The organism is Novosphingobium sp. FSW06-99 (assembly GCF_001519065.1).
In the GTDB taxonomy this organism is placed as follows: Bacteria; Pseudomonadota; Alphaproteobacteria; order Sphingomonadales; family Sphingomonadaceae; genus Novosphingobium.
This window is the reverse complement of record NZ_KQ954260.1, coordinates 47,129-59,290: the sequence shown is the minus strand read 5'-3', so window position 1 is coordinate 59,290 and position 12,162 is coordinate 47,129. Positions and strand designations below refer to the sequence as shown.

9 protein-coding genes are annotated in these 12,162 nt (G+C 64.6%); 5 read left to right on the top strand and 4 right to left on the bottom strand.

Going from position 1 to position 12,162, the window contains the following annotated elements; translation table 11 throughout:
* The first annotated feature begins 1 nt into the window (after position 1).
* Entirely contained in the window at positions 2–1,360 is a 1,359-nt protein-coding gene (locus AQZ49_RS16250) for an Nramp family divalent metal transporter (protein ID WP_067617935.1), read from the top strand.
* Positions 1,361–1,392: 32 nt separating this feature from the next.
* Here the strand turns inward: AQZ49_RS16250 and AQZ49_RS16245 are convergent, their stop codons facing one another.
* Positions 1,393–2,844, bottom strand: a complete 1,452-nt coding sequence (locus AQZ49_RS16245; RefSeq protein ID WP_067617932.1) for an efflux transporter outer membrane subunit — start codon at positions 2,842–2,844, stop codon at positions 1,393–1,395.
* Between the two features lie 258 nt (positions 2,845–3,102).
* Between AQZ49_RS16245 and AQZ49_RS16240 the strand changes: the two genes are divergently transcribed.
* From AQZ49_RS16240 to AQZ49_RS16230, 3 genes are all read left to right on the top strand, one after another.
* On the top strand, positions 3,103–4,215 hold the full coding sequence (locus AQZ49_RS16240; RefSeq protein WP_067617929.1) for an efflux RND transporter periplasmic adaptor subunit: 1,113 nt from the start codon (positions 3,103–3,105) through the stop codon (positions 4,213–4,215).
* The gene (locus AQZ49_RS16235; protein WP_067617925.1) at positions 4,212–7,355 is read left to right on the top strand and encodes an efflux RND transporter permease subunit; all 3,144 of its coding nucleotides are present in this window, start codon (positions 4,212–4,214) and stop codon (positions 7,353–7,355) included. The genes AQZ49_RS16240 and AQZ49_RS16235 overlap by 4 nt, the downstream gene beginning before the upstream one ends.
* Before the next feature lie 256 nt (positions 7,356–7,611).
* Positions 7,612–8,271 (top strand): HD domain-containing protein, encoded by a 660-nt coding sequence (locus tag AQZ49_RS16230; protein WP_067617922.1) that lies wholly within the window; start codon positions 7,612–7,614, stop codon positions 8,269–8,271.
* Here AQZ49_RS16230 and AQZ49_RS16225 read toward each other — a convergent pair whose 3' ends face one another.
* A complete protein-coding gene (locus AQZ49_RS16225) occupies positions 8,272–10,005 on the bottom strand; it encodes a sensor histidine kinase (protein WP_067617919.1) in 1,734 nt (577 codons plus the stop codon).
* 130 nt (positions 10,006–10,135) lie between these two features.
* Between AQZ49_RS16225 and AQZ49_RS16220 the strand changes: the two genes are divergently transcribed.
* Positions 10,136–10,510 carry a response regulator gene (locus AQZ49_RS16220; protein ID WP_067617916.1) on the top strand — a complete coding sequence of 125 codons (375 nt, stop codon included), beginning with the start codon at positions 10,136–10,138 and terminating at the stop codon, positions 10,508–10,510.
* Here AQZ49_RS16220 and AQZ49_RS16215 read toward each other — a convergent pair.
* Positions 10,504–11,148, bottom strand: a complete 645-nt coding sequence (locus AQZ49_RS16215; RefSeq protein WP_067617913.1) for a response regulator transcription factor — start codon at positions 11,146–11,148, stop codon at positions 10,504–10,506. The two genes, AQZ49_RS16220 and AQZ49_RS16215, sit on opposite strands and share 7 nt — an antisense overlap.
* Positions 11,148–12,162 (bottom strand): GlxA family transcriptional regulator (locus AQZ49_RS16210; protein ID WP_369819149.1); only part of this gene is annotated, 1,015 nt, incomplete at its 5' end. The genes AQZ49_RS16215 and AQZ49_RS16210, both read right to left, overlap by 1 nt.

Sequence of the window (12,162 nt, the reverse complement as noted above, 5' to 3'; positions counted from 1 at the left end):
GATGCCGACCGTTTCCCTTGCGCCGTGGCAATGGCTGACCAGCCGATTGCCACAAGTCGCCTCGGCCCCGTTCTGCCCGTCTGAAGTCCAGGGCAGCATCCGCGTGCCCCCAGGCGCGCCACTGTGGAAACGCGCCGCGCTGTCGGCCGGGCCCGGCCTGCTGGTGGCGGTCGGCTATATGGACCCGGGCAACTGGGCCACGGACATCGAGGCGGGATCGCGCTTTGGCTATGGTCTGCTGTTCGTGGTCGGCGGAACCGGGCTGGCGGCGCTGCTGTTGCAGGCGCTGGCGATGCGGCTGGGGCTGGTGACCGGGCGCGACCTGGCGCAGATGGCGCACGACCATTATCCGCGGCCCGCGCGACTGGTGCTGTGGCTGCTGGCCGAACTGGCGATCGTTGCCACCGACATTGCCGAAGTGCTGGGCGCGGCGCTGGCGTTCCATCTGCTGATCGGCGTTCCGCTGTGGGCTGGCGTGGTGCTGACCGGGTTCGACACGCTGATCGTGCTGGGGCTGAAAGGCCATGGTTTCCGGCAGATCGAGGCGATCGTGCTGGGGCTGGTGACCACCATCGCGGTCTGCTTTGTCGCGCAACTGGCGCTGGTCCATCCCGACTGGCATGCGGTGGCACACGGCATGATCCCCGCGCCGCGCCGTCTGGGCGATCATGAAGCGCTCTATCTGGCAATCGGCATTCTGGGCGCCACGGTGATGCCGCACAATCTCTATCTGCATTCCAGCGCGGTGCAGACCCGGCGCGATGGCACCACGCAGGCCGATCTGACCGATCAATTGCGGCTGGCCGGGCTCGACACCACGGTGTCCCTGGCGCTGGCGACGCTGGTCAACGGCGCGATCCTGGTGGTGGCGGGCGCCGCGTTCCACGCCACCGGCCATACCGATGTCGCGCAGATCGACGACGCCTGGCGCCTGTTGACCCCGATCACCGGCGCAGGCGCGGCGGCGATGCTGTTCGGCATCGCGCTGTTCGCATCCGGCCAGAGCGCCACGTTTACCGGCACGATCGCCGGGCAAGTCGTGCTCGAAGGCTTTCTGGATCTGAAGATCCCCTGCTGGCAGCGCCGTGTGATCACGCGCGGTCTGGCGCTGGTGCCCGCGCTGGCCGGGCTGATGTGGACGGGCGACCGCGCCGTGGGCACGCTGCTGGTGTTCAGCCAGGTGGTGCTGTCGCTGCAATTGCCCTTTGCGATCTGGCCGCTGCTGCGCTTCACCGGCAATCGCGCGATCATGGGCCGCCATGCCAGCGGGCCGGTGATGCAGGCGCTCGGCTGGGCGCTGTTTGCCCTGATCAGCGCGGCCAATCTGTGGCTGGTGTGGGGCTGGCTGGTGCCGGCCTGACAACCGGACCGGGACGCCGGATCAGCCGCGCCTCATTTTTGCGCCAGTTGCGCGGGCGGGTTCCAGCCACCACCGAGCGCGCGGAACGAGGATATCGCCGCGCGGGCCACTTCTGTCTGGGCCTGGGCCTGGGCATCGCGCGTCTGCAACAGGCGTGAATCCGCGTCGAGCACTTCGATCAGGCTGACAATGCCGCCTTTGTACGCGATCTCCGACTGGTCGCGCGCGCGGGCCAGCGATTGCGCCCCGTCGGCCAGCACCTGTTGCTGGCTATCGCGCTTGACCAGCGCGGTGAACGCATCCTCGACATCTTCCGACGCGCGCAGCACGGTCTGGCGATAGGATGCCAGCGCTTCGGCATTGGCGCCGCGTGCGGCCTTGATCTCGGCATTGATGCGGCCAAAATCGAACAGCCGCCAGCGCAGCCCGGCGGTACCCTGGGCCTGGGTGGCGTTGGCGCTGAAGAGACTGCCGCTGCCGATCGAGGTGGCCGTTCCGAGCGCACCGGAAAGCGAGATTTTCGGATAATATTCGGCCATCGCCTGCCCGATCTGCGCATTCGTTGCGGCCAGACGGCGTTCGGCGATGATGATATCGGGCCGCCGCCGCAACAAGTCGGCAGGCCCGCCGGCATCGGCAATCGAGGGGGCCACCGGGATCGGCTGCACCGCCACCAGCCGCGTGCGTATGGTGCCCGGCTGCGCGCCAAGCAGCACGTCGAGCGCATTCATTGCATCGATCAGCCCCTGTTCGAGCACGGGAATGGTGCTTTTGACCTGGGCCAGCGCGCCTTCGGCCTGATGCACCTGCAGATCCGCCGCGATACCCTTGCTGTATTGCAGGCGCACCGTGTCGACCAGTTTGCGCTGGGTGTCGACCTGTTCGCGGGCGATCGCCAGCCTTTGTTGCAAGCCGCGGATCAGCACATATGTATCAGCCACTTGCGCAGCGACCGCCAGCCGTGCGGCAACCGCGCCTGCCGAAGATGCCTGATAGCTGGCCGCGGCGGCCTGCTGCCCGCGCCGCGAACCGCCGAACACGTCGATTTCCCAACTGGCGGTCAGATCGCCTTCATACGTGGTATAATCGCGCGCAAAGCCAAGTTCACGCCCCACCGCACCAAGCGGGACATCGTCGGAATTGCGTGTGCGGGTAACATCCGACTGAACCCCGCCCGACGGCAACAGCGTGGCCGTCGCGGCATTGAGCCCGGCCTTGGCCTGCCCCACGCGGGCAAGCGCCTGCGCCACGTCAAGATTGTTGCGTTCGGCCTCATCGACCAGGCTGGTCAGCAAGGGATCATGAAAGCCGTCCCACCATCGCGTCAGGTCGACCGGTTGCACCCCTTGGCGGGCGACAATATCCGCACTGCCGACAAAGGTCTTTGGCGCATCGAGCTGGGGACGAACGTAATTCGGCCCGACCGCACAACCGCCCAGCGCGATCGCGAGCACGAGAGGCGTTGAAACAGGGTGTAGGCGCATGGTCGATCTCGATCCTGGGACGAAATGGCATTGGATTTGGCTCGCATGAGCCGCTTGTGACCAATGTATATTTTGGTCATTAAATGTCAATTGCCCGGCCGGTTTTTCACGATGCCTGCGATGGCATTTAAACGGCAAGGACGCGAGCTTGTTAGCTTGAAGGTGGTTTTTGCAAGCCGGATTCCAGAAAACGGATTAGTGACCAATTGACGAATCGGTCACTCGAACCCACTTCAATCCCGCTTACGGGAGGACCCTATGATTTCGCCGCTCAATCGAACCAAGACGCGCGCCTTCGCCATGACCGGCCTGCTGGCCCTGGCGGCGTGCACCCAGCAACCCGTCGATCCGCGCACAGGCCCCGCGCTGGTTGAAACCTCCACGATTTCCGCAACCCGTGCCGGTGACCAACGCACCTTCACGGGGGTGGTGTCGGCCAGGGTCCAGAGCGACCTTGGCTTTCGCGTTCCGGGCAAGATCATCGAACGCCTGGTCGACACCGGCCAGACCGTTCACAAGGGGCAGCCGCTGATGCGGATCGACCGCACCGACTACGCCCTTGGCGCCACGGCCGCGACCAACACCGTGGCGGCGGCCAAGGCCCGCGCGGCGCAGACCGCCGCCGATGAAAAGCGCTATCACGATCTGGTCGCCGCCGGTGCGGTTTCCGCATCGCGCTATGACCAGGCCAAGGCCGATGCCGATGCCGCGCGCGCGCAACTCGATGCCGCCGTTGCCCAGGCCGGCGTGGCACGCAACGAGGCAAGCTATTCGGTGCTGGTCGCCGATGCCGACGGCGTTGGCGTCGAAACGCTGGCAGAGCCCGGCCAGGTGGTCGCGGCGGGTCAGGTCGTGGTCAAGCTGGCCCATGCCGGTCCGCGCGAAGCCACCATCAGCCTGCCCGAAACGATCCGCCCGGCAATCGGTTCGACCGCCAGCGCCGTGCTGTTCGGCGGGTCGGGCGTGACCGGCACGGCGCGGCTGCGCCAGTTGTCCGATGCCGCCGACCCGCTGACCCGCACGTTCGATGCACGCTATGTGCTCGAAGGGGCCGCCGCCAATGCCCCGCTCGGCTCGACCGTCAGCATCGCCCTGGCAAGCCCAGGCCAGGTTGCCGTGACCGCCCGCGAAGTTCCGCTGAGCGCGCTCTTTGACACCGGCCACGGCCCCGGCGTGTGGGTCGTGGTCGATGGCAAAGCGGGCAAGGCCGTGCACTGGACCCCGGTCACGGTCACCGCGCTGGGCGAAGAAACCGCCACTGTCGCAGGCGGTCTGACCCCCGGTCAGCGCTTCGTCGCGCTGGGCGCACACCTGCTGCACGAAGGCGAACCGGTGGTGATCGCCAACACCAAGCTGGGAGCACTGCAATGACCGCGCCAACCCCCATTCAGAAAAGCGGCGGCTTCAACCTGTCGGCGCTGGCGGTCAGGGAACGTTCGGTCACGCTGTTCCTGATCATCGCGATCTTTATCTCGGGCTTCTTTGCCTTCAACAAGCTGGGTCGCGCCGAAGACCCCAGCTTCACCATCAAGGCGATGACATTCTACACCGTCTGGCCTGGCGCGACCGCGCAGGAAATGCAGGACCAGGTGGCCGAACCGCTTGAAAAGCGCATGCAGGAACTCAAATGGTATGATCGTTCGGAAACGTTCACCCGGCCCGGGCTGGCGTTCACCACGCTGACCTTGCGCGACAACACCCCGCCCAAGGAAGTGCCGGAGGAATTCTACCAGGCGCGCAAAAAGCTGGGCGATGAACAGCTCAAGCTGCCCCCCGGCGTGCTCGGACCGTTCATCAACGACGAATATTCCGACGTCACCTTCGGCCTTTACGCGCTGAAAGCGCGCGGCGTCCCGCAGCGCGAGCTGGTGCGCCAGGCCGAACTGCTGCGCCAGCAATTGCTGCACGTCCCGGGGGTGAAGAAAGTCAACATCATCGGCGAACGGCCCGAAAAGATCTTCGTCGAATTCAACTATCAGAAACTGGCCGCGCTGGGGATTTCCGCGCAACAGATCTTTCAGGCGCTCAACGACCAGAACGTGGTGACGCCGGGTGGGTCGATCGAAACACGTGGCCCCACCGTGGTCGCGCGGTTCGACGGCGCGTTCGACCAGATCGCCAAGATCAGCGACACACCGATCGCGGTGGGTGGCAAGACCGTCAAACTGGCCGATATCGCGCAAGTCCATCGCGGCTATGAAGACCCCGCCACGTTCCTGGTGCGCAACCAGGGTGAACCCGCGCTGCTGCTGGGCGTGGTGATGAAGGACCGCTACAACGGTCTGGCGCTGGGCAAGGATCTGGAAACCGAGGCAAAGAAGATCCAGGCCGCGATGCCGGTCGGGGTGTCCTTTATCAAAGTCACCGACCAGGCGGTCAACATCAAGGAATCCTACAACGAATTCATGATCAAGTTCTTCGTCGCGCTGGGTGTGGTGATCATCGTCAGCCTGGCCAGCCTGGGCTTTCGCTCGGGCATCGTGGTGGCCGCGGCAGTGCCGCTGACACTGGCGGCGGTGTTTGTGATCATGCTGGTTTCGGGCCGCGATTTCGATCGCATCACGCTGGGGGCACTGATCCTTGCGCTGGGCCTGCTGGTCGACGATGCGATCATCGTCGTCGAATCGATGGTCGTCAGCCTGGAAGAAGGGCACGACCGGATCGCCGCATCGGGGCGCGCCTGGCGCACCACGGCGGCGCCGATGCTGGCGGGCACGCTGGTCACCGCGATCGGGCTGATGCCGGTCGGGTTTGCCCAGTCGGCCGCCGGTGAATATGCCGGCAACATTTTCTGGGTGGTGATGTTCGCACTGCTTGCCTCGTGGGTCGTCGCGGTGGTGTTCGCGCCCTATCTCGGGGTCAAGTTGCTGCCCGCGATAAAGGCCATCCAGGGCGGCCACGAGGCGATCTACGGCACACCCAATTACCAGCGGTTGCGCCGCCTGATCGCCCGAACCGTCCACAACCGCAAAAAAGTCGTGGCCGGGGTGGTCGGTATCTTTCTGGTCGCATTTGTAGGCATGGGCCTGGTCAAACAGCAGTTCTTCCCGATGTCCGACCGGCCCGAAGTGCTGCTCGAAGTGCAGATGCCCGAAGGCAGCAGCATCAACCAGACCGAACAGAACGTGCTCGCGGTCGAAGCCTGGCTGAAAAAGCAGCCCGAGGCCAAGATTGTCACCAGCTATATCGGCCAGGGCCCGCCACGCTTCTATCTGGCGATGTCACCCGAATTGCCCGATCCGTCGTTTTCCAAGCTGGTCATCCTGACCGGCAGCGAAAAGGAACGCGAGGCGCTGATCGCGCGCGCACGGCAGGCCGCGGCGCAGGGACTGGCCCCCGCAGCACGGATCCGCGTAACCAAGCTGGTGTTCGGCCCCTATTCGCACTTCCCGGTGTCATTCCGGGTGATGGGCCCGGACGAGGCGACCGTGCGCGAGATCGCCGGCAAGCTGCAAACCATCATGCTGGCCAACAAGGGCATGCGGCAGGTCAACTCCGACTGGGGCGAACGCGTACCGTCGACACATTTCGTGCTCGATCAGGACCGTCTGCACGCCATCGGTCTGTCCTCGCACGATGCCGCCCAGCAATTGCAGTTCCTGCTCACGGGCGTTCCGGTCAGCGTGGTGCGTGAAGATATCCGCCAGGTCGAAGTGATTGCGCGTTCGGGCGGTTCGGACCGGCTCGATCCGGCCAAGCTGCACGCCTTCACATTCCAGGGTGCCAATGGCCAGCGCGTTCCGCTCGACCAGATCGGCCATATCGACATTCGTGACGAAAGCCCGATCATGCACCGTCGCGACCGGCTGGTGACCATCACCATAGAAGGCGACGTGGCCGACGATCTGCAACCGCCCGACGTGGCCAACCAGGTGATCAAGGATATCCAGCCCCTCGTGAAGAGCCTGCCCGACGGCTACAAAATCGAAACCGGCAGCGCGCTCGAAGAATCGGCCAAGGCCAATGTCGCACTGGCGGCCGTGTTCCCGGTCATGCTGATCCTGATGATGGTGGTGATCATCTTCCAGCTGCGGTCGATGTCGGCCATGGCCATGGTGCTGCTGACGGCACCGCTGGCCCTGGTTGGCGTGGTCCCGACCCTGCTGATCTTTCACCAGCCGTTCGGGTTCAACACGATCCTCGGGATCATCGCGCTTGCCGGGATCATCATGCGCAACACGCTGATCCTGATCGGCCAGATCCACGCCAACGAGCATGACGGGTATTCACCCTATCACGCGGTTGTCGAGGCGACGGTCCAGCGGGCCCGCCCGGTCATCCTGACCGCGCTGGCGGCGGTGCTGGCGTTCATCCCGCTGACGTTCTCGGTGTTCTGGGGTTCGCTGGCCTATACCCTGATCGGCGGCACGATCGGCGGCACGGCGCTCACGCTGATCTTTCTGCCACCGCTCTATGCCATGTGGTTCCGGATAGAGCCCCCGGCCGAAAACGTGGATGGCGCGGTTCCGCACCACGATCATGCCCCGGTCGGCGAGCCGCTGCTGGCCTGACCCATGCGGGGAGCAGGCGCGCCTGCTCCCCGCGAACGACCCGTTTGCTGTTGGCATGAAAGCTGGGCTCTTTGGCAATATTTGGGGCATCGCCCGCGTTGTATCCGTGCAGGAAAACCGCAATATCGGCGGTGTTGGCGCAGAGCCATTTCAGCATATCTGCAAGAATAGAACATCGCGCCGAACAGATAAACTTCGCCCGTTCTGCCGACGTGGTGACCTTTCGGCAGTCTGCACACCAGGATTGGAGACCAAGATGGCCACGAACATTGACATAAAAGCCGGAATCGACGGCGTGAAAATCCCTGACAGCGCACTGGGTCGGGCGATTACCGACTATGTCCGCGACAACGAAACCGAACTGTTGTTCAACCATTCCAGCCGGGTCTATCTGTTCGGTGCGCTGGCCGGAAAACAGCGTGGCCTGACCTTCGATGCCGAACTGCTCTATGCCGCCGCGATGTTCCACGATCTGGGCCTGATGCACGACCATGCCAGCCACGATCATCGTTTCGAAGTCGACGGCGCCTTCGCCGCGCGCGATTTCCTGCGCAGCCACGGCATTCCCCAATCCGATCTCGACACGGTGTGGACCGCAATCGCGCTGCACACCACGCCCGGCGTGCCAGAATTCATGCACCCGGTGATCGCGCTCACCACCGCCGGGGTTGAAATGGACGTGCTCGGACTGACTTACGGGGACTATGCCGATACCATGCGCGAAGCCGTGGTGGCGGCGTTTCCGCGCAGTGCCCATTTCAAGGAAGACATCATCCAGGCGTTCTATGACGGTATCAAGCACCGTCCCGACACCACCTTTGGCAACGTCAAGGGCGATGTCATCGCCGACAAGGACCCGACGTTCGTCAAGGGCAACTTCTGCAGCGTGATCCGCGGGTCGCGCTGGGCGGCCTGATCACACGTCGCCGGCGGGGGGCGAGGTGCCCAGCGCAAAGCTGAATTCCGCCCCGCCCCCCACCACATTGCGCGCAACGATCCGTCCGCCGTGGGCTTCGATGATCGACTGGCAGATCGTCAGGCCGATCCCCATCCCTTCGTGCTTGGTCGTGAAGAAATGATCGAACAGGCGGTCGATCGTGGCGGGATCGAGCCCGGGCCCATTGTCGCGCACGCAAAAGCCGACTTTGTCGACGCCTTCGGGCCGGACGGTCACTTCGATGGTGCGTGTCGGTGACTGTGCCTGGTCCATCGCCTGCAACGCATTGATCAGCAGATTGACCAGCACTTGCTGGATCTGGGTGCGGTCGATCACGATATCGGGGATAACAGGGGCGATCGAGACCACCGCGCGCGCCCTTGCCACCTGCAATTCGCGGTCAACAAAGGCGATGGTTTCCGCAACCAGATCGCGCACGTCGACCAGCGTGCGTTTGGGTTGATGGCGCATCGCCATTGCCCGCGCGCGATCGATGATCTGCCCGGCGCGGTGCGCGCTTTGGGCGATATTGGCCAATGCAGCAGCGGCCTGTTCCAGATTGGGCGGGTCCTGCGCCAGCCAGCGTTGCGCCGCCGATGCCGCAGCGCGCGTCGCGGTCAACGGCTGGTTGATCTCGTGCGCGATCGAGGCGGTAAATTCGCCCAGCATCAGCACCCGCCCGGCATGGGCCAGCCCTTCGCGCAAGCGTTCGATTTCGCGGCGCGCGGCATTTTCCTCGGTCAGATCCTGGATCGCCACCATGACCGTCCCGCTGGCGCGCATTTCCATCGGCGCGGCCATCCAGAACCGGCAGTCCAGCACCCGCCCGTCGGCGGTGCAGGTCTGGGTCACTTTCTGGTACTGGGGCTTGCCGTTGAAACCCGCCTCCAGACTGCCCATGATCGCTTCAAACCGGCCCGGCAGCCAATAGCTGCGAATGCTTTTGCCGATCGCCTCGGTCTTGTCCTTCAACCCATAGAGTTCGACGCTTTTCTGGTTGATGTCGGTGACGATGGTGGCATCGATCGCGGCTTCGACGAATTCGGGGTGCGCCTGCATATAGGCGCCGAGATCGGTCACGCCTTGTGCGCGCAAATCCGCGATCATGCGATTGGTGGCGCTGGTATCGAGTTGCCAGAACGAAAAGGCCTGCGCCTCGGCCAGCGTTTCGGCGCGGATATTGGCCAGACGCAAGGCGTTGGTCACGCGCCTGGTCTGCGTCAGATCGACGATGCCGATCAGCATTGTCGCATCGCGCGCCAGTTCGGCCGGAAAACAGGCCGTAAACAGCACGTCGCGGCGTTCGCCGGTCAGGTTGGTCATCACCGTTTCGGCGGAAAAGCTGGGCTCTCCGGCCAGAAACGCACCGAGCGATTGCGTATACACCGGATAGCTGGCCTCGGGCCAGAACGGCGCGATCGTGTCCAGCAATTCGGCCTTGTCACCCCGCCCGAACACGTCTGCCGCGCGCTGGTTGCAATCGACCACGCGTGAGGCCCGCAGCAGTGCGCGGACATTGGCGCCATCGCCAAGCCAGTGCGCCAGGGCCGCCCGATCGGTCAGCCCGAACGCATCGAGCATGGCACCACCCTGGCGAAAATCGATTTCCCAGAAACAGGCGGGGACCGCATTGAACAAGTTGGCGTAGCGGTATTCGCTGTCGCGCAACCGCTGCAACAGGTCGTCCGGCGCACCGGTGGGATCAGCGTCCAAACGATTGCTCCGTGGTGTCTGTCGTTGATCCGAAATCGCGACACGTATGTATAATTGGCCTTTGCCCCCGGCGGTGGCAGGGCGGCAAGACACGGCAGGAGGACCGCCGTGACTGGAAGGACAAAGGCTCATGGCCAGCGGGCCGTTGATCGCGATTGTAGAAGATGACGAGGTCTTGCGCACAGCAATCGACCAGTTGCTGCGCTCGTGCGGCTATTGCACGAGCGGGCACGGCTGTGCCGAAGATTTTCTGGCGTCGGGTGCGATAGCCGCGGCGCTGTGCGTGATCACCGATATCCAGATGCCGGGGATGGACGGCGTCGACCTCAAACACTGGATCGACGCGATGGCGCCCGGCACGCCGGTCATCCTGGTGACCGCCCGCGCCGAAGACCACGTGCTGAAGCGCGCGCGCGCCAGCAACCCGTGGGGTCTGCTGAACAAGCCGTTCGAACCCGACGCGCTGGTCGAATGTGTCGCAAGCGCGCTCGATCGGGATCATTGATCCGGCACTTCACGGGCCAGGCTTTCGGGTGTCAGGCCCAGCGTCTGGGCCATGCGCACCAGATCGGCCAGCGTCCTGGCATTCATCTTGCGCATCGCCAGCCGCCGATAGACTTTGACGGTGATCTCGCTCAGCCCAAGCTCGAACGCCGCCTGCTTGTTCATCCGCCCGGCCGTGGCCAACGCCATGACCTGCCGCTCGCGCATGCTGAGCGAGGCAAACCGGTCGTGCAGATCGGCCTGCGAACTGGTCTGTTCGATCCGTTCGCGATCGCGTTCCAGCGCGGTGGCGACCGCATCGAGCATCTGGTCGGTTTCGAACGGTTTGGGCAGGAAATCGATCGCCCCGGCCTTCATCGCGCGCACCGACATCGGGATATCGCCGTGCCCGGTCATCATGATCACCGACAGCCGCGTGCCCTGCCGCGCCAGTGCTTCGTGAAATTCCAGCCCGTTGGCACCCGGCATGCGCACATCGAGCAGGATGCAGCCAAGGTCCTGCCCCGCCTCGGCCGGCGCGAAATCATCGAGCGCGCCATACAGCCGCGTGCGATACCCCGCCGACCGCAGCAGCAGATCGAGCGAAGTGCGGACATTGTCATCATCGTCGATGATGTGGATCGTCGCCAACTGGTCCATCACGGCCTTGCCATTTTCGAGGGAGGGGTCGCCGCCGGGCGCGGTGAAGCCGGAAAACTGCCGCGATAGGCCAACGGGCTGATACCCAGCCGCCGCTGGAACACCGCACGCATGCGTTCCGCATTGCCAAAGCCGCACTCGAATGCAATCCGCTTGAGCGGAAGATCGCTGCTTTCCAGCAGATTGCGTGCCAGATCGATACGCGCGTTCAACACGAATTCGTGCGGTGTGGTGGCCAGTTCCTCGGCAAAAAGCCGCGCCAGACTGCGCGGGCTGACCCCGGCGACCGCTGCCATCCGTTCGATCGGCAGCGCATCGCGCAAGTGATGCTGCACATGGTCATGCAAACGCGCCAGCGCCGAACCGGGCGGCGCGGGGCGCACCAGCATCGGGCTGAACTGCGACTGGCCGCCCTGGCGCTGCGCCACGACCACCAGTTGCCGCGCGCAAGCCAGCGCGACGTCGGCGCCGTGGTCTTCGGACACGAGCGCAAGCGCCAGATCGATCCCCGCGGTCACCCCCGCCGACGTGATCAGGCGCCCGTCGCGCACATGGATGCGATCGGGTTCGACGATCGCGGCGGGAAATTCGCGCGCCAGCCGGTCGGCATGTTTCCAGTGCGTGCTGACCGTCTTGCCATCGAGCAGCCCCGCCCGGCCCAGTACAAACGCACCGGTGCAGATCGATCCATAGCGCCCGGCACGCACCGCCCAGTCGCACAGCCAGGCCAACATGGCCGGATCGGTCGATTGTTGCGCGGGCAGCGACGGCCCGCCTGCCACCAGCACGGTGTCGAACGCGCAACCGGCCTCGGCAAAGCCCAGATCGGGCACCATCGCCAGCCCGTTGGAGGCATGGACCACGCCGCGATCCGGACCGACCACGCGGATCACATAGCGCTGATCAGCGCCGACAGATTCGTTCGCTTCCACAAACACATCGAGCGGCCCGGCGACATCAAGCGCCTGAACCCCATCGTGTATGACAAGAGCGATCGTTCTTTCAGGCATGGCC

Coding starts and splice junctions, on each gene's coding strand:
- AQZ49_RS16250 (WP_067617935.1), top strand. CDS start 2: ATGCCGACCGTTTCCCTTGCGCCGTGGCAATGGCTGACCAGCCGATTG.
- AQZ49_RS16245 (WP_067617932.1), bottom strand. CDS start 2,844: ATGCGCCTACACCCTGTTTCAACGCCTCTCGTGCTCGCGATCGCGCTG.
- AQZ49_RS16240 (WP_067617929.1), top strand. CDS start 3,103: ATGATTTCGCCGCTCAATCGAACCAAGACGCGCGCCTTCGCCATGACC.
- AQZ49_RS16235 (WP_067617925.1), top strand. CDS start 4,212: ATGACCGCGCCAACCCCCATTCAGAAAAGCGGCGGCTTCAACCTGTCG.
- AQZ49_RS16230 (WP_067617922.1), top strand. CDS start 7,612: ATGGCCACGAACATTGACATAAAAGCCGGAATCGACGGCGTGAAAATC.
- AQZ49_RS16220 (WP_067617916.1), top strand. CDS start 10,136: ATGGCCAGCGGGCCGTTGATCGCGATTGTAGAAGATGACGAGGTCTTG.
- AQZ49_RS16215 (WP_067617913.1), bottom strand. CDS start 11,148: ATGGACCAGTTGGCGACGATCCACATCATCGACGATGATGACAATGTC.